Below are 17,332 nucleotides of genomic sequence, written 5' to 3'. Positions count from 1 at the left end.
AGGTTGATTGAAATTCTGCCGCACTCTACCCGCATCCGCGTGTCGATAAAGAGGCAATTCATCCAGTATTGCGTCATCCCAAGCGATCTGAAACAAATCCGGCAAAAGTGGAGATTTTTCAGATGTCAGGCAAGAACTGGGACCGCGTGCCGATCGACGCGCAGAGCGTCGATGCGCCGCTTTCGCAGTCGGCGATTTTCCTTGTCGTCACCGTCGCGGGCGAGGCCCTGGCCAAGGTTTGCTCCGTGCTCGGCGAACTTGACGATCTGGTCAAGACGGTCGGCTTCCGCGATCTCGGCGGCCGCCTGTCGTGCATTGCCGGCATCGGCAGCGATCTCTGGGATCGCCTCAGCCCCGGCCGGCGGCCGCTGGAGCTGAAACCGTTCGCGCCGATCAAGGGCGCAGTCCATTCAGCGCCATCGACGCCGGGCGACCTTCTCTTCCACATCCGGGCTGAGCGGCCCGACATGTGCTTCGAACTCGAGCGCATCCTACTCGATAGGCTTGGTCCCGGCGTGACCGTCGTCGATGAAGTGACCGGCTTTCGCTATTTCGATGCCCGCGACCTGCTCGGCTTTGTCGACGGCACCGCCAACCCGACCGGCCTCGATCTGCCCGCCTCGGCGCTGGTTGGTGACGAGGATGCCGACTTTGCCGGCGGCTCCTATGTCGTCGTCCAGAAATATCTGCACGATATGCAGGCCTGGGCGCGCATTCCGACGCCGGAGCAAGAGGCGATCATCGGCCGTACCAAGATCGACAACATCGAGATCGACGATGACGACGCGCCGCGCAAATCGCATAAGTCGCTGGCCACCATCGAGGATGCCGACGGCAACGAGTACGACATTTTGCGCGACAACATGCCGTTCGGCCGGCCCGGGCAGAATGAGTTCGGCACCTATTTCATCGGCTACAGCAGGTATCTCTGGGTCACCGAAAAAATGCTGCAGCGCATGTATGTCGGCGACCCGCCGGGCGCCTACGACCGGCTGCTCGATGTCTCGACGCCGCAGACCGGCACGACATTCTTCGCGCCGACCCGCCCCATGCTGCAGGCCCTTGTCGAGGGCGCGCAGCAGCAGCTTCCCGCCGGGCGGTAGAGTGGGGCGACAGACAGCCCCTTACCCACAAGGATCAGCGCGCGTCGCGCTTGGCTTGCGCCACCTTGCCCGCCTTGCGTTGCCGGCCGAGTTCCGCCGGCCGCACCAGCTTCGGCGCCCGCTCGTTGGCCACGGCCCGCATACCCTTGTGTGCCGTCCGCGAATTGTGCGCGGGACCATCCGCCGGCGCACTTTGCTTCATCGCCAGCGCCTTGCGTGCATTCCCGACCAGCGAAACGCGAGCCGCCAATTGGCGCCGCCGTTCGGCCTCGCCATTCAGCCGCCGCATCGCCATGGCCAGCACCGCGAGCTTGACCTGCGAGCCACCATCGCCCTTTGAGGGCGCAACCCGTTTCGGCGCGCCCTTGCCGCGTATTTCACGCCGGCGGCGGTGTGCTTCGGTCTGCGCCTTGTCCCGCCGCTCGCGCAGCAGCTTGACCAAGCCGGAAAGGTCGGCATCGGAAAGCTCCTGCACCGCCGGATGGTGCGATTTCTCCACCAGTTCCTTTTCGTCGGCGCTCAGCGCGCGGGCTTCTTCCTTGCGTGAAATGGCCATGACAGTTCTCCTCCGCTGGCGCGCCTGTCTTTTCAGGCTTGCCGCGGGAGGAGCCTCGACCCGAATGGTGGCGCGGTCAAGACGAGCCTTTTTGTGTATCGCGCGTGACCAGCTTGCGGGACCTTCGTGTGGAGAGTTCAGACGCCCTCTCCGGCGGCCTCCATTAGCGCAGTCAAAACCGCTCCCTTGCGAAGGCTAGTCGAGAAACTCTTGGCGATGAACTCCAGCGTCGAATCGTGGAACGTCAAGATGAAATGCCGATAGTCTGAAAACAGCTCGGGTGTATGGGACGAATGAACCTGATTTGCCTTTTCCAGGGAGGCGATCCACGACGAGTTACGCACCTCAAATGCCTCGTACGCCCGCAGGCCCAACGGATAGAGACGATGGCCACTGATGGACTCGTCATTCGGCGGGCCGAACTGAAAAGCCAGATAAGGCTCTGCCGTCAGGATGGCGACTGATTGGTTGCCTGTCAGCGGCGAAACCGAGCGCGGATTCGTGCCATCGAAAGACGTATCGGGAGTGTCGGCGAGGTAGGCGACGAGCAGCCTGCCTTCATCCGCAAACACATGGGGCAGTGGCGCTCCAGCGGACGACAGCGGCACCTCTATCCGCAGCAAGGTCTCGGCAGTCGACATCTAGCGGTCGCCGCCAGGCAATATCTTGCCCGGATTCATGATGTTTTGCGGGTCGAGCGCCTGCTTGATGGTGCGCATGATGTCGACGCCGTGGCCGAGTTCGCTGCGCATGAAACCGATCTTGCCCTGGCCGATGCCATGCTCGCCGGTGCAGGTGCCATCCATGGCGATCGCCCGCATGTTGAGCCGCGCGACGAATTTTTCCGACAGCGCGATCTCCTTGGGATCGTTGACATCCATCAGCACCAGCACGTGGAAATTGCCATCGCCGGCATGGCCGACGATCGGCGCGATCAAGCCCATTTCGGCGATGTCGGCCTCAGTTTCGGTGACGCATTCGGCAAAGCGCGAGATCGGCACGCAGACATCGGTCGACAGGCCCTTGGCGCCCGGCCGCAGCGTCAGCGACGACCAGTAGGCGTCGTGCCTCGCCTTCCACAGTTTCGTGCGTTCCTCGGCGACGCTGGTCCACAGGAACGGGCCGCCGCCATTTTCCTCGGCGATCATGCCGAAGGTTTCGGCCTGTTCGGCCACGCCGGCGTCGCTGCCGTGGAACTCGACGAACAGGCACGGGCTCTCGGGATAGTCGAGCTTGGAATAGTTCTTCATCGCCCGCATCTGCAGCGCGTTGACCAGTTCGATGCGTGCCACCGGAATGCCCATCTGGATCGTCGCGATGACCGCGTTGCAGGCCGCCTCGACACTTGGAAACGGACAGACGCCGCCGGAGATCGCCTGCGGAATGCCCTGCAGCTTCAATGTCAGCGACGTGATGATGCCAAGCGTGCCTTCCGAGCCGACCAGCAGCCGGGTCAAATCGTAGCCGGCCGAGCTCTTTTTCGCCCGCTTGCCGGTCGTCACTGTCTCGCCGTCGGCCATGACGGCCGTCAGCGACAGCACGTTCTCGCGCATCGTGCCGTAGCGCACCGCATTGGTGCCGGAGGCCCGCGTCGCGGCCATGCCGCCGAGCGAGGCATTGGCGCCCGGATCGATCGGGAAGAACAGGCCGGTGTCGCGCAGATGCCGGTTGAGGTCCTCGCGCGTCACGCCGGGTTCGACCGTGCAGTCCAGATCCTGCGGATTGACCGCAAGTATGCGGTTCATGCGCGAGGTGTCGACCGAGATGCCGCCGCCCGGCGCGTTGGTGTGGCCTTCCAGCGAGGAACCGACGCCAAAGGCGATCACCGGCACACGATGCGCGGCGCAGGCGCGCACGATCTCCTGCACCTCGGCGGTCGTCTCCGGGAAAGCGACGCCATCGGGCGCCTGCGTCGGGATATAGGTGGTGGTGTGCGCGTGCTGCGAGCGGATCGCCTGGCCGGTCTGAAAACGCTCGCCGAGCTGTTGCTTGAGGATGCCGAGCACCGACGCGATGCCTTCCTCGTTGCGTTCGACCGGATTGAGGTCGCTCAGAGCCATGAATTCCTCCGCGAATGGACCAGCGCCCACGCTTGTTATGCGATTATGGATGCGTAGTCTCACCCAACGCGCTCTGTCCAGCACCAGAACAAGGAAGTTTCAATGTCCATCCCCGCCCCCTTCGTCTCCGAGCCCATGGACATCGAGAAGGACTGGATCGATTACAACGGCCATCTCAACATGGCCTACTACAACGTGCTGTTCGACCGCTGCTCGGACGAGGCCTTCGAAGCGATGGGAATGGGGCTGGACTATGTGAAGGGACGGCGGCTCACCATCTACACCGCCGAAGTCCACGTCTGCTACGTCCGGGAACTGCATCTCGACCACAAGGTGAAGGTCTCCTTCCAGCTCATCGACCACGACGCGAAGCGGCTCAGGGCCTACCAGGAAATCCGCCATGTCGACGGCTGGCTCGCCGCCACCTCCGAGACGCTGTCGCTGCATGTCGACATGTCGGGGCCGAAGGTCGCGCCCTTCCCCGCCGATGTGCTGGCCAAGGTCGAAGCCATGCGCGCCGCCCATTCGGTGCTGCCGATGCCGGAGCGTGCCGGCCGCTCGATCGGCATCAAGCGCAAATAGGACGAAGCCGATATCCATCCGGCTTCCTTGCGGCGAGGCATTGGGTCTGACTTCAAAGCCACACCCTGAACTCAAAATCGCAGAGCCCCCGATATCCACCAGCAGCGGTGCTTGAAGCGGGGTTGGACCGGCGTTAACCTTACTGAGGATTTAACGGGAACAAGCCAATTGAGCCGTTGAACGACTCAGCAGAGCGGTCGAAAACCATCCGCATAGAGTTGTTTACGGGCGGTGGGGCGAAGCCGGTTCGAGGGACGTGCATGAAAACCGACATCAAGGTCGAGGTGGACAGGCTGGCCGCTGATCCGCGCATTACCGACTATGATTTCTGGCGTTCGCTCAAGAACGTCGACAACGAGATCTTCCATATCGCCAACAACAACGAGCCGATCCCGTTCGACATGATCCGCTGGCGCAGCATTTTGAAGCGCGCGCGGCTGAAGCGCGGCCACGCCTAGCCTCGGCGAGTCGGCCTGGAAGACATCGGATAAACCAATCAAAATTGCGCCGTTTACGGCGATCGCTTCACTGCCGCCAACGGCGAGCGCGCCACCACCGGCGATGACTGGATGATGGCCGTATTCGTCATCGCATAGGGAATGATGCGGTCGATCACCCGTTCGAGATCGGCCACCGAGCCGACATGCGCCAGCGCAATGAAGCAATCCTCGCCGGTCACCCGGTCGCATTGCGCGATTTCTGGCAGCTCTCGGATGATGTCGGCCACCACGGACAACTGCCCCGGCACTGGCCGGATGCGCAGCCAGGCCGACAGCTTCAGGCCAAGGGCCGCTGGATTGATCCTGACCGAATAGGCTTCGATCACGCCGTTCTCCTGCAGCCGCTTGATGCGCTCGGCGACACTCGGCGCCGACAGGCCGACGGAACGCGCCAGCTCCGCCGTGCTGGCCCGCGCATCCTTTTCCAGTAGGCGCAGAATCTTCATGTCGGCCGCGTCGAGATCGATATTTTCGGTTCGAAGGCGTTTCACGGACAAATCCTTGCTTTCAATAGAGATACGATCAGGCTGATCGATCATCATCCATGTAGGCTGTGGAAAATGCCTGCGATACTGATCCGATGGATGATCAAGCGCAAGCTCCCACGGCAGGCCCTGTGCCTACCCCCGCCTCCACCGGCTCTGGTCTTGGCGGCCTGGCGACAAGACTGCCGCCGCATGTCTGGTTCGGCGTCAGCGCCATCTTCCACTATCTCGGACCAGCCTTCGCCGTGCTGCTGTTCCCGCATGTCGGGGTACTCGGCATGGCGTGGCTGCGCATCGCCACCGCGGCGCTGATCTTCGCGCCGCTGACGCGCCCCTGGCGAAGCTTCGCCCGCGCCGATCCTCCGACACGCCTGCTGTTGCTGGCCTTCGGCGTCTGCCTGGCGGTGATGAACTGCTCGTTCTACCTGGCGCTCGACCGCCTGCCGATCTCGCTGGTGGCGGCGATCGAATTCGTCGGCACCATCGGTGTCGCCCTGGTTGGCCTCAGGAGCGCCCGCAACCTCGTTGCCCTTGCCGTGGCCGTCACCGGCACCTTGCTGTTGATCGACGTCAAATGGTCCAGTGATCCCGTCGGCCTGTTCTGGGCCTTCCTCAACGGCGCGCTCTTTGTCGGCTACATCGTGCTCGGCCACCGCGTCGCCCGTACCGGCGCAGGCGACGGCATTGCGGGTCTCGGTGCCGCCATGGCAGTTGCGTTCATCGTCGTGCTGCCGATCGGCTTCACCGACGCGTTGCCCGCCTTCTTCTCACCGCCACTGCTCATCGCCGCCATCGGCGTCGGCATCTGCTCCTCGGTCATTCCCTATATCTGCGACCAGCTTGCCATGTCGCGGTTGCCGCGCTCGAGTTTCGCACTGATGCTCTCGCTGCTGCCGGTGACGGCAACGCTGATCGGCGTCATCGTGCTGCGCCAGATTCCAAGCCTCCGCGATTGCCTGGGGATCGCGCTGGTGGTCGCCGGCGTCGCCTTCCACAGGCCGGCGGCCACAGATTAGGCAAAGGGCTTACGCCAACTTCTCCTTCAGAAAAGCGATTGTCCTGCCCCAGGCGAGATCGGCCGCCTTCTTGTCGTAGCGCGCCGCCGACGTATCATTGTTGAAGGCATGGTTGGCGCCTTCATAGACATAGACCGAATATTCGACATGCGCGGCGTCGAGCTCCTTCTTGAAGGCGTCGATGCCGGCATTGGTGCGGTCGTCGAGCCCCGCATAGTGCAACAGCAACGCAGCCTTGATCTTCGACGCGTCGGCGGCCTTCGGCTGCATGCCGTAATAGGCGACGCTGGCGGCGAGATCGGGCGCGTTGACGGCCAGCATGTTGGCCGTGCCGCCGCCCCAGCAGAAGCCGATGGCGCCGACCTTGCCATTGCCGTCCTTGTCACCTCTGAGGAAAGCGACGGTCGCCACGGCGTTGGCGATGGTCTGCGCCGGATCGAGCTTGGTGAACATGTCGCGCGCCTTGTCCTCGTCATCGGGCGTGCCGCCGAGCGGCGACAAGAAATCCGGCGCAAGCGCCACGAACCCTTCCAGCGCCACGCGCCGCGCGACGTCGCGTATATGCGGGTTGAGCCCCCTGTTTTCGTGGATGACGATGACGGTACCGAGCTTGCCCGTCTGGTTCGCCGGTTTGACCAGATAGCCCTTCATCTCACCGCCGCTGCCGGGATAGGTGATATCCTCGCCCTTCACACGCGGATCGTTGTCGGCGACGATCGCCGCCTGGGCGGAATTCGCCGCCAGCATTGGCGCGATGGCCGCCGCCGCAGCACCCGATCCGGCTAGCCTGGTCAGCTGTTCCATGAAGCGGCGACGGTCGAGCGTCAGATGCGTGTATTCGTCATAGGCATCGATCATCGCCTGGGTGATGACGGGTTTTTCGTTGGTGGCGGATTTCGTCACGGGCGCATTCCTCGATCTTAGAGCATGATGCCGAAAAGTGTGAAGCGGTTTTCGGACGACATCATGCTCTATCTCTTTGATTTAGAGCCGGATTCAGATTTCAGGTCGATTCGACCTGAAATCATCCGGCTCTAGGGTCTCGACTTTGGTATCCTTGCCGTTCGCAAGATAGGGGCGAGCCTCGCATCGTCCAGTCACGGCTCGGTGACACTTTCGTTCGGCGGGACGTGCGGTGAGCGGCGGCAACCCTCATCACATTCTTGTCATCGGCGACAAATCCTGGTGGCGCTGCCACAATAGTAGGGGAAACTCGCCATCCGGCCGCCCCATGGCGCGGCCACGGTCCTTAAAGGCCCGATCTGAAAGGAAAATGCCGATGACCATGCCTTCGCCGATCCTGGCAACCGCCTTCATGGTTGCCGCAGCCGCCCTTCTGGCGATGCGCGCAACCGTTGTCGCGGCAAGCCGGAAGTCCATGGTCAAGGTCCGCAGCCGCCAGCGCCATCCGGCAAACACGAAAACCCAAGGTTGAGGTGAGATCATGAACGTCCAGGATATCGTGAACACCGTCTCGCAAAAGGCGGGCCTCGACCAAGCGACGACGGAAAAGGTCGTCGGCACCATTTTCTCAGTTCTGGAGCACGAGGCCGAAGGCACCAGCGCCTCATCGTTTTTCGCCAAGATCCCCGGCGCCGACGACCTTGCGCACCAGTATGACGTCATGGCCGCAGCCCCTGCCGGCGGTGGTGGCGGCTTCCTGTCGTCGCTGCAAGGCGCGCTTGGCGGCGTTCTCGGCGAAAAGGCCGGCGCTCTGGTCAACGGCCTCGCCGCGCTCAAGGCATCCGGCCTCGATCTGGCGCAGATCCAGAAGGCCGGCGCCACGCTGGTCCAGCAGGCCGAAGCGGCCGCCGGCCCCGATTTGACCAACCAGGTGCTCGGCTCCGTGCCCGGCCTGAAGAGCCATCTCGGGCTCGGCTAGCGCCGAGACCGCTTCGGCTAGCGCGACGCAGCTACTTCGGCAGCGCGTAGGCCATCACATAATCCCCAGGCTTGGTGCCGACCGAGCCGTGGCCGCCGGCGACGATGACCACGAACTGGCGGCCGTCGGCGACCGTATAGGTCATTGGTGTCGACTGCCCGCCGGCCGGCAATCGGGCCCGCCAGAGCTGCTTGCCTGACGTCAAATCATAGGCGCGCAGATAGTCATCGACCGCCGCTCCCAGGAAGGCGACGCCACCGGCGGTGATCATCGGCCCGCCAATGCCGGGCACCCCGACCTTCAGCGGCAGCGGCAGCGGCGTCATGTCGTAGACGGTGCCGTTGCGGTGCTTATAGGCGATCGCGCCGGTCCTGAGATCGACGCCGGCGACATAGCCCCAGGGCGGCGCCTGGCAGGGAATGCCGAGCGGCGACAGGAACGGTCCCATCACCACCGCATAGGGTGCACCCTCATTACGGTTCAGCCCCTGTTCGCTGCCCTTGGTGTCGTCGCCCGGCGGCGGCACGTCGGCGCGGGGAATGAGCCTGGATGTGAAGGCGAGATAGGTCGGCATGCCGAACATCAGTTGCCGCACCGGATCGACCGCCACGCCACCCCAATTGAAGGTGCCGAAATTGCCGGGATAGATCAGCGATCCCTGCAGCGAGGGCGGTGTGTAGCGGCCTTCATAGCGCAATTTATGGAAGGCGATCCGGCAGGCCAGCTGGTCGAACATGGTGATGCCCCACATATCGGCATCGGTCAGCGGCTTCGGGTTGAAGGAGAGATCGGACGAAGGCTGCGTCGGTGAGGCCTTGTCGCCCTCGATGGCGCCGCCGGGCGCCGGCACTTCCTTGACCGCGATCACCGGCTCGCCGGTGCGTCGGTCCAGCACATAGAGGTCGCCCTGCTTGGTCGGGCCGACCAGTGCGGGCACGATCGTGCCGTCGGCCTTGGTGATGTCGATCAGGCTCGGCTGCGCCGGCACGTCCATGTCCCAGAGATCGTGATGCACGGTCTGCCGCACCCATTTCAACTGCCCGGTGTTGAGGTCGAGCGCGGTGATCGAGGAGGAGAATTTCTCGACATTGGCGCTGCGCCCGGCGCCGAGCTGGTCCGGCGTCTGGTTGCCGAGCGGCACATAGAGCAGGCCAAGCTTCTCGTCGGCGCTCGGCGTCGACCACATATTGGGCGAGTTGGCGGTGTAGGTCTGGCCGGCCGGCAGCGGCGTCGTCTGGTCGGGATTGCCGGAATCCCAGTTCCAGATCAGTTTGCCGGTGGCCGCATCATAGGCGCGGATGACGCCGGACGGCTCCTGCGTCGAATAATTGTCGTTGACGGCGCCGCCGACGATGATCTTGCCGCCCGCGATCAGCGGTGCCGAGGTCGAGTAATAATAGCCCGACTTCGGATAGGGCATGCCGGCCAAAAGGTTCAGCGTGCCGGCCTCGGCGAAGGCCGGACAGACCTGGCCGTTGGCTGCGTCGAGCGCAATCAACCGCGCATCCGAGGTCGGCAGGTAGACGCGGGTCGCGCAGGGCTGGCCGGCGGCGCCGGCGGCATCGGCATAATAGGACACGCCGCGGCAGGTCTGGTGCTGGCGGTCCTTGTCGAGCTTGATCTTGGGATCGTAGCGCCATTTTTCCTTGCCGGTCGCGGCATCGACAGCGATGGCGAAATTGTGCGGCGTGCAGATGTAGAGCGTGTCGCCGATCTTGAGTGGCGTCACCTGATAGGTGGTCTCGCCAACATCGTCCGGCCCCTTCACGTCGCCGGTGCGGTAGGTCCAGGCCGGCTGCAGATTGGCGACATTGTCCGGCGTGATCTGGTCGAGCGGCGAATAGCGCTGGCCGAACTGCGTCCGGCCATAGAAGTGCCATTCGCCTGCCGGCACATCATTGCCGAGATTGGCGTTGGGGATCACCTTGTCGGTGTCGAGCGCGCCGGCGATGTCTTTCGGGTCCGTCGTCATCGAATAGCCGGCCACCGCCAATGAGGCCAGCACCGCCAGGATCAGTGGTGCGCGCCCATCAGGACCGGCAAGGCCGCGCCGCGCCCACGGCGTCAGCAGCCACAGCGCCACCAGCACGATGATGCCGCCGCGCGGGCCGAGCTCCCACCAGTCGAAGCCGGTTTCCCAGACCGCCCAGGCCAGCGTGCCGATCACGATCGCCGCATAGAGCCACAGTGCCGTGGAGCGGCGCCGGTAGAGCAGCCAGGCGGCGATCAGGAAGGCCAGGCCGACGACGATGTAATACCAACTACCGCCCAGCGAGGCCAACCAGAGACCGCCCGCGCCAAGCGCCAGGCCGATGAGGAAGAGGATGAGGGAGGTGATCGTGACAGCCAAGATGATACTCCTTCGACTGTTGCGCGCTTGCGCGGCCATGGGCAATCCGGCGCACCGTTCCTGCCCTCGGCTCAGCTTTCCCCCGCCTGCCCCGCCTGTCAAGCTGACCCACACGCCAAGGTGGCAATTCATCTTGCTTGCGTCAGGGTTTTCCAGCAGTCTCCATTGGGTCATCTCTCCCGTGGAGCCAAGCAAAATGCCGTCATTCCTTCCGCCGCTGACGCGCATGGCGCTTGTGCTCTACTGCCTCGTCCCGCTCATTGCCGGGACCGTGGCCGCGCCGGCACAGACAATCGGCGACATCAACAAGGCGAACGGCTTTCACGAGATGCTGATGGGCATCGGCCCGGGTTTCACCGCGGCCGTGAAATCGGCGCCGGGAACGCCGGTGCAAAAAGTCCAGGACGCCCTTGCCGCCGCCATGGAAGGTGCCTTTGACCCGGAGAAGATGGAAGCGGCTATCGAGGCGCGAATGGATGGCAAGCTGTCCGCCAAGGACCTGTCCGACCTCGCTGCTTTCTATGGTTCGCCTTTGGGCAAACAGGTCACCGCGCTGGAGATCCAGGCTGCCGCACCGGAAGCGAGGGAGGCCAAGAAGATCGAGGGCGCCAAAATCCTCGGCGACCTTCCATCCAGGGATCCGGCCAGGCTCGCATTGTACAGGAAGATGATGGACGATATCAGCGCCGTCGACACTGGCGAAGCCGTCGCCTTGAACATGGGCTATGCGATGCTCACCGAAATGCTGGGCGCGGCCGGAAAGCCCCTGCCCGACGACCAGGTCATGGCCCTGCTGCGCAAGCAAACCGAAGGGCTTCGCCGTGACATCGACAGCGATGCCATGGAATCTGCAGCCTATATCTACCGGGATATGTCCATGGCCGACCTGAAGCTCTATGAGGCCTTCCTGGCCTCACCCGCCGGCGGCCGCTATTACGACCAGATGCAGGTTGCCCTGGGCGCGGTGATGACGGACGAGGCCCGCTCGTTCGGCCATCGATTTTTCGTCGCGCTCGGTTACCGCAAGGCTTGAAGCGCAATACCAGGCACTTTACCGGGAACAAAACGTAGACAGTTCTGGTCTTTCCCTCCCGAATCACTACATTCGGGGGAGATGTCCGGCTTTTCGGAAGACATGCCCTTTTTCGATGAACCCAATGCGCGGCCCACGGCCCCGTCGGGCATTGCCGCGCGCGCCATGGCTGCCCGCAGCGGCCAGAACAGTGCGCCCGACTATCTCAAGGGGCTCAATCCCGAACAAAGGCTGGCGGTGGAAACCACCGAAGGCCCGGTTCTGGTGCTGGCCGGCGCCGGCACCGGCAAGACCCGCGTCTTGACCACGCGCATCGCCCACATCCTCGCCACCGGCAAGGCCTTCCCGTCGCAGATCCTGGCCGTGACCTTCACCAACAAGGCCGCGCGCGAGATGAAGCAGCGCATCGGCATCCTGATCGGCGAAGGCAATGTCGAAGGCATGCCCTGGCTCGGCACCTTCCACTCGATCGGCGTGAAGCTGCTGCGCCGCCACGCCGAGCTTGCCGGTTTGCGTTCCGACTTCACCATCCTCGACACCGACGATGTCGTCAGGCTGATCAAGCAGCTGATCCAGGCCGAGGGGCTGGATGACAAGCGCTGGCCGGCCAAGCAGTTCGCGCAGATGATCGACGGCTGGAAGAACAAGGGCCAAGGCCCGGCCGATATCGCCGAGGGCGACGCGCGCAGCTTCGCCAACGGCAAGGGCCGTGAGCTCTACAAGGCCTATCAGGAGCGGCTGCAGACGCTGAACGCCTGCGATTTCGGCGACCTGCTCTGCCACCCGATCCGCATCTTCCGCGCCAATCCGGATGTGCTGAAGGACTATCACCGGCGCTTCAAATACATCCTCGTCGACGAGTACCAGGACACCAACACCGCGCAATACATGTGGCTGCGGCTTTTGGCGCAAAGATCTACCTCCCCCTCGATGGGGGAGGTCGCGCCGCGAAGCGGCGCGGGTGGGGGTGGCAGCGCCGGCGCCAGTCACCCCTCCCCGTCGCTTCGCGACGACCCTCCCCATCAAGGGGAGGGTAAGGCGCGATCGACCGAAACCCGCGCCACCGTCAACATCTGCTGCGTTGGCGATGACGACCAGTCGATCTATGGCTGGCGCGGCGCCGAGGTCGACAACATCCTGCGCTTCGACAAGGATTTCCCGGGCGCCACCATCATCCGGCTGGAGCGCAACTATCGCTCGACCGCGCACATCCTTGGCGCGGCCTCCCACCTCATCGCCCACAATGAAGGCCGTTTCGGCAAGACGCTGTTCACCGACCGCAACGACCCCGAAGACGGCAAGGTCAATGTCCACGCCGCCTGGGATTCCGAAGAGGAAGCCCGCGCCATCGGCGAAACCATCGAGGCCTATCAGCGCCAGAAGCACAATCTCAACGACATGGCGATCCTCGTGCGTGCGTCCTTTCAGATGCGCGCCTTCGAGGACCGCTTCATCACGCTCGGTCTCAACTATCGCGTCATCGGCGGTCCGCGCTTCTACGAGCGCATGGAAATCCGCGACGCACTGGCCTTCTTCCGCGTCGTCGCCAACAGCGGCGACGACCTCGCCTTCGAACGCATCGTCAATGTGCCGAAGCGCGGGCTGGGCGAAGCCACCATCCGCCAGATCCACGATACGGCCCGCGCGCTGCGCATCCCGATGCTGGAGGCCGCCGGCAACCTCGCCGAAAGCGACGAGCTGAAGCCGAAGCCGCGCGCCGCGTTGCGCGAAGTCGCGGCCAACTTCGAACGCTGGCAGAAGGCGCTGGAAACCAAACCGCACACCGAACTCGCCGAGACCATTCTCGAAGAGAGCGGCTATACCGACATGTGGAAGAACGACCGCTCGGCCGAAGCGCCGGGCCGGCTGGAAAACCTCAAGGAACTGATCCGCTCGATGGAGGAGTACGAGTCGCTGCGCTCCTTCCTCGAACATGTGGCGCTGGTCATGGATGCCGAGCAGAATGCCGGACAGGATGCCGTCTCCATCATGACGCTGCATTCAGCCAAGGGCCTCGAATTCGAGACGGTTTTTCTCCCCGGCTGGGAGGAAGGCCTGTTCCCGCACCAGCGCGCGCTCGATGAAGGCGGCCGCTCCGGTCTGGAGGAAGAGCGCCGCCTCGCCTATGTCGGCCTGACGCGGGCCAAGAAGAACCTGCATCTCTGGTTCGTCTCCAACCGCCTGATCCATGGGCTCTGGCAATCGACCATCCCGTCGCGCTTCCTCGAGGAACTGCCGGAATCCCATGTCGAGATCGCCGAAAGCGGCAATTCCTATGGCGGCTACGGCAATCCCTATGGCGGCGGCTCCTTCGCGTCGGGCCGTGGCGGCCGGCAGAACCCGTATGGCGCCTCGCGCTTCGACAATGTCGGCGCCAACACCGAAAAGTCCGGCGCCTTCTCCAACACCTATTCGACGCCCGGCTGGCAGCGCGCGCAGGCCAACCGCACCGAAGCGACCGACCGCAACTGGGGCACGCGCTCCGGCCATCAGGTCGAGCGTATCGGCTATGGCGAGACCGACAGCGGCTACGGCGCCGGCCGAACCTCGGTCAAAGGCCGCACCATCGACGGTGAGCTGGTTGCCAAATCCGTCTCCGACACGCCATCCGCCTTCAGCGTCGGCGACCGCGTCTTCCACCAGAAATTCGGCAACGGCAACATCTCGGCCATCGAAGGCAACAAGCTGACCATCGACTTCGACAAGGCCGGCCAGAAGCGCGTGCTGGACGGGTTTGTCGCGGCGGTGTGAGCTGTGCCCGACGGCGGTTCAGCCCTCACCTGTACCGCGCCTGGTTCCACTTATGCCCCAGCAGCGACAGGATGATGATCAGCCCGTTGAAGAACTGCACGTAGAAGCCGCTCAGGCCCGCCGCGACGACGCCGGTCTGGATGAAGGACACGGTGACCGCGCCGATGGCGCCGCCAGCGACCGTGCCGATGCCGCCCCAAGTCGGGGTGCCGCCGACGAAGACAGAGGCCAGCACCGGCAGGAGATAGCCGTCGCCGGCGGTCGGCCACCAGGTGAAGTTGATCATCACCGAAAACGTGCCGGCGATCGCAGCGCCGATGCCGACGAAGACGAAGACTTTCACCCGCACGCGCTTGACGTCGATGCCCATCTGCTGGGCGCTGTCGGGGTTGTCGCCGACCACCTTCACCTGCGCGCCGAAGCGGTGCCTGTTGTAGAGCATCGCCGACAGCACGACGAAGGCGATGGCCCAGAAGATCTGCACCGGAATGCCGTAAACCTGGCTGGAGAAGATCTTGTAGGCCGAGCTGTCGGCAAGGCCGGTCAGCGCCATCGACTTGCCTTCGTTGATGATCTGGATCAGGCCACGCAGCAAAAAGTTCATGCCAAGCGTGGCGATCAGCGATGACAGCCCGCCATAGACGACCAGCGAGCCGACGAGGAAGCCGAGCAGAATGCCGGTGAGAACAGCGGCCGCAATGCCGAGGAACGGATTGTAGCCGGCCTGCACCACCAGCGCGAAGACCCAGGAGGCAAAACCCATCGTTGCCGGAAACGACAGGTCGATCTCGCCGCAGGTGACGACGAAGACCAGCGGCACCACCACGAACAGCGCAACGGGCAGCGTCGTCAGAACCGAACTGTAGAGATACCAGGTGGTGAACACGGTCGGGTTGGCGACCATGAACACGGCCATCATGACGACGAAGACGGCGAGCGTGCCGAGCGAGGCGCGGTTGTCGAGGACGAAGCCGCGCAGCCAATGGTCGGATGGATGTTTCCACTCTTTGCGGGCGGATTCGCCATGCGCGCTGAGATGACTTTCGAGATCGGGTTCCATGGTCTTGCTCATCGCACTCGCTGCTCCGCTTCGACGGCCTCGTGCAGTCCGGCCAATCCGCCGGGATGCGCGACGTCTTCCATGAAATTGATCAACTCTTCCGCCGACTTGACCGCGCTGCGGTCGGCGGTCAGCGCCACCTTGCCGCGGTCGAGCACGACGAAGCGGTCGGCGATGTCGAAGACGTGATGGATGTTGTGGCCGATGAACAGGATCGAGCGGCCGCTCGCCCGCACCTGGCGCACGAAATGGAAGACTTTGGCGGTCTCGGTCAGCGACAGCGCCGTGGTCGGCTCGTCGAGGATGATCAGCTCGGCCTGCTTGTAGATGGCGCGCGCGATCGCCACGCCCTGGCGTTCGCCGCCCGAGAGCTGGCCGACGATCGAGTGCGGCGTGAACACTTTCGAGGTGAAGCCGATCTCGCGCATCAGCCGGCTTGCCTCCTCGATCTCCTTGTTGACCTTCAGCCAGCCCATGAAGCCGGTGAGCTCGCGGCCCATGAAGATGTTGCGCACGATGGTCTGCTGCACCGCCAGCGCCCGATCCTGGAACACCGTCTCGATGCCGGCGTCGCGCGAGCGCGCCGCACTCCAGCCGGTCACCGGCTTGTCGCGCACGAGGATGTCGCCGCTGGTTGGCCTGACCACGCCGGACAGGATCTTGATCAGCGTCGACTTGCCGGCGCCATTGTCGCCGATCAGGCCGACCACCTCGCCGCGGTCGACGCTGAGATTGACGCCGCCCAGCGCATAGACCTGACCATAGGATTTCTTGATATCGCGCAGTTCGATGATGCGTTCGGCCATCGGATCCTCGCTTTTCATTTTCGCTTGCCGGCCTGTTCGCCGGCGGTCCTGCCGGCCGGGATTGGCCCGGCCGGCAGCCTTGGGAGGTCAGCGCAGCGCCTGCTTGGCGAGCTCTGAGACGATCTCATAGTTCTGCGGCGTGACGAAGCCGGCGCCGGTGTCGACATTCATCGGCGCCAGGCCCAGCACCACTTGCTGGCAGAGGCTGAGGATCGGCAGATAGCCCTGCATGAATGGCTGCTGGTCAGCCGTCAGCTGCACCCAGCCGCCCTTGAAACCCTCGACGATCTGCGGGCTGGTATCGAAGCCGAAATTGAAGATATCGCCGGGCTTCCTTCCCGCGGCCTGCATGTAGGTCGGCACATTGCCGAGCATCTGCCCGCCGGGATAGCCGACCGCCTTGACGTTGGGATTGTTGAGCAACGCCGCGGTGATCACCGGGATGGCGAGATTCGGATCGGCTGCCCACTCGGGTACAGAATTGATTTGAACGACATCGACGCCGGCCTCTTTCAATGCGGCGACCGTGCCACGCTCGCGTGCGCCCCGGCTCTCATTGTCGAAGGGGCCGATCATGATCGCCTTGTCACCGGATTTCAGCCCGGCCAGCTTGAACGCCTCGGCACCGAGCGCGCGGCCCTGCTGCTCCTGCTGGGCGCCGACATAGCCGCCGCCGAACGCCGCCGTCACCTTGGGCACCGGCACGTTCTGGTACATCATCTTGATGCCGTCCTTATGCGCCTGTTCGGCCAGCGGCATGATCGCGTCGTCGCCTGGGTGGCCCATCATGGCGATGCCGCCGGGCTTGACCGCGACCGCCTCGCGCAATTGCTGCACCATTTTCTCGACGTCCCAGCCCGAGAAGATGTAGTCGACCTTCGGCCCGAGATCGGCCGCCGCCTGCTTGGCGCCATTATAGACGATGGTGCCGAAAGCGTCGCCCTCGGCGCCGCCGACGAAGAAGCGGATGTGGACATCCTTGCACCATTGGGCGTCGAGCGCCCGTGCCGGCAAGGTCGAGACGGCGGCGCAGAGCGCCGTGGTCGCAGCCATGACGGCCGTGCGCAGAAATGTCGTTCTGATCGCGATGCTCATGCACTTGTCCTCCCATTGTTTCCCTCGGCAGCCGAGGGGCTTTTGACGATTTA

At 63.9% G+C, this 17,332-nt stretch carries 17 protein-coding genes; 8 read left to right on the top strand and 9 right to left on the bottom strand.

Features of this window, described 5'->3' with window-relative positions; translation table 11 throughout:
- The first annotated feature begins 122 nt into the window (after positions 1 to 122).
- Positions 123 to 1,103 (top strand): Dyp-type peroxidase, encoded by a 981-nt coding sequence (locus CKW40_RS23340; RefSeq protein WP_095202203.1) that lies wholly within the window; start codon positions 123 to 125, stop codon positions 1,101 to 1,103.
- A gap of 34 nt (positions 1,104 to 1,137) precedes the next feature.
- Here CKW40_RS23340 and CKW40_RS23335 read toward each other — a convergent pair whose 3' ends face one another.
- The 3 genes from CKW40_RS23335 to CKW40_RS23325 all read right to left on the bottom strand — a co-directional run bounded on the left by CKW40_RS23335 (position 1,138) and on the right by CKW40_RS23325 (position 3,719).
- Complete coding sequence (locus CKW40_RS23335) at positions 1,138 to 1,659, bottom strand: hypothetical protein (RefSeq protein ID WP_095202202.1); 522 nt, start codon at positions 1,657 to 1,659, stop codon at positions 1,138 to 1,140.
- Positions 1,660 to 1,796: 137 nt separating this feature from the next.
- Complete coding sequence (locus CKW40_RS23330; RefSeq protein ID WP_095202201.1) at positions 1,797 to 2,300, bottom strand: hypothetical protein; 504 nt, start codon at positions 2,298 to 2,300, stop codon at positions 1,797 to 1,799.
- Entirely contained in the window at positions 2,301 to 3,719 is a 1,419-nt protein-coding gene (locus tag CKW40_RS23325; protein ID WP_095202200.1) for an FAD-binding oxidoreductase, read from the bottom strand. It lies immediately after the preceding gene.
- Positions 3,720 to 3,821: 102 nt separating this feature from the next.
- Here CKW40_RS23325 and CKW40_RS23320 point away from each other — a divergent pair, with 102 nt between their 5' ends.
- Complete coding sequence (locus CKW40_RS23320) at positions 3,822 to 4,301, top strand: thioesterase family protein (RefSeq protein WP_095202199.1); 480 nt, start codon at positions 3,822 to 3,824, stop codon at positions 4,299 to 4,301.
- Between the two features lie 260 nt (positions 4,302 to 4,561).
- Positions 4,562 to 4,759: a hypothetical protein gene (locus tag CKW40_RS23315; RefSeq protein ID WP_013894716.1), complete on the top strand. Its 198-nt coding sequence runs from the start codon at positions 4,562 to 4,564 to the stop codon at positions 4,757 to 4,759.
- A gap of 53 nt (positions 4,760 to 4,812) precedes the next feature.
- Here CKW40_RS23315 and CKW40_RS23310 read toward each other — a convergent pair whose 3' ends face one another.
- Complete coding sequence (locus CKW40_RS23310) at positions 4,813 to 5,292, bottom strand: Lrp/AsnC family transcriptional regulator (RefSeq protein ID WP_095202299.1); 480 nt, start codon at positions 5,290 to 5,292, stop codon at positions 4,813 to 4,815.
- Positions 5,293 to 5,381: 89 nt separating this feature from the next.
- Between CKW40_RS23310 and CKW40_RS23305 the strand changes: the two genes are divergently transcribed.
- Positions 5,382 to 6,302, top strand: a complete 921-nt coding sequence (locus tag CKW40_RS23305) for an EamA family transporter (protein ID WP_095202198.1) — start codon at positions 5,382 to 5,384, stop codon at positions 6,300 to 6,302.
- A 9-nt stretch (positions 6,303 to 6,311) separates the two neighbouring features.
- Here the strand turns inward: CKW40_RS23305 and CKW40_RS23300 are convergent, their stop codons facing one another.
- On the bottom strand, positions 6,312 to 7,160 hold the full coding sequence (locus CKW40_RS23300; RefSeq protein WP_095202298.1) for a dienelactone hydrolase family protein: 849 nt from the start codon (positions 7,158 to 7,160) through the stop codon (positions 6,312 to 6,314).
- A 421-nt stretch (positions 7,161 to 7,581) separates the two neighbouring features.
- On the opposite strand from CKW40_RS23300, the gene CKW40_RS43875 reads away from it, so the two are divergent.
- Together CKW40_RS43875 and CKW40_RS23290 are read left to right on the top strand one after the other, a co-directional pair.
- Positions 7,582 to 7,737, top strand: a complete 156-nt coding sequence (locus CKW40_RS43875) for a hypothetical protein (RefSeq protein WP_179298078.1) — start codon at positions 7,582 to 7,584, stop codon at positions 7,735 to 7,737.
- 9 nt (positions 7,738 to 7,746) lie between these two features.
- Positions 7,747 to 8,184 carry a hypothetical protein gene (locus CKW40_RS23290; protein WP_095202196.1) on the top strand — a complete coding sequence of 146 codons (438 nt, stop codon included), beginning with the start codon at positions 7,747 to 7,749 and terminating at the stop codon, positions 8,182 to 8,184.
- A 31-nt stretch (positions 8,185 to 8,215) separates the two neighbouring features.
- On the opposite strand, the gene CKW40_RS23285 is transcribed toward CKW40_RS23290, so the two are convergent.
- Entirely contained in the window at positions 8,216 to 10,534 is a 2,319-nt protein-coding gene (locus CKW40_RS23285) for a glucose/quinate/shikimate family membrane-bound PQQ-dependent dehydrogenase (protein ID WP_095202297.1), read from the bottom strand.
- Between the two features lie 196 nt (positions 10,535 to 10,730).
- On the opposite strand from CKW40_RS23285, the gene CKW40_RS23280 reads away from it, so the two are divergent.
- Together CKW40_RS23280 and CKW40_RS23275 are read left to right on the top strand one after the other, a co-directional pair.
- Positions 10,731 to 11,567: a DUF2059 domain-containing protein gene (locus CKW40_RS23280; protein ID WP_095202195.1), complete on the top strand. Its 837-nt coding sequence runs from the start codon at positions 10,731 to 10,733 to the stop codon at positions 11,565 to 11,567.
- Positions 11,568 to 11,648: 81 nt separating this feature from the next.
- On the top strand, positions 11,649 to 14,318 hold the full coding sequence (locus CKW40_RS23275) for an ATP-dependent helicase (protein ID WP_095202194.1): 2,670 nt from the start codon (positions 11,649 to 11,651) through the stop codon (positions 14,316 to 14,318).
- A gap of 25 nt (positions 14,319 to 14,343) precedes the next feature.
- Here CKW40_RS23275 and CKW40_RS23270 read toward each other — a convergent pair whose 3' ends face one another.
- The 3 genes from CKW40_RS23270 to CKW40_RS23260 form a co-directional block, all read right to left on the bottom strand.
- A complete protein-coding gene (locus tag CKW40_RS23270; RefSeq protein ID WP_095202193.1) occupies positions 14,344 to 15,390 on the bottom strand; it encodes an ABC transporter permease in 1,047 nt (348 codons plus the stop codon).
- Entirely contained in the window at positions 15,387 to 16,184 is a 798-nt protein-coding gene (locus CKW40_RS23265) for an ATP-binding cassette domain-containing protein (protein WP_095202192.1), read from the bottom strand. Before CKW40_RS23265 ends, CKW40_RS23270 begins: the two co-directional genes overlap by 4 nt.
- 87 nt (positions 16,185 to 16,271) lie before the next feature.
- Positions 16,272 to 17,279, bottom strand: a complete 1,008-nt coding sequence (locus CKW40_RS23260) for a substrate-binding domain-containing protein (protein ID WP_095202191.1) — start codon at positions 17,277 to 17,279, stop codon at positions 16,272 to 16,274.
- Between the last annotated feature and the right edge of the window lie 53 nt (positions 17,280 to 17,332).

Origin of the sequence: Mesorhizobium carmichaelinearum (genome assembly GCF_900199455.1) — a bacterium.
GTDB lineage: Bacteria > Pseudomonadota > Alphaproteobacteria > Rhizobiales > Rhizobiaceae > Mesorhizobium > Mesorhizobium carmichaelinearum.
Note: the sequence above shows the minus strand (reverse complement) of the source record. Positions and strands in the feature narration are given on the sequence as shown.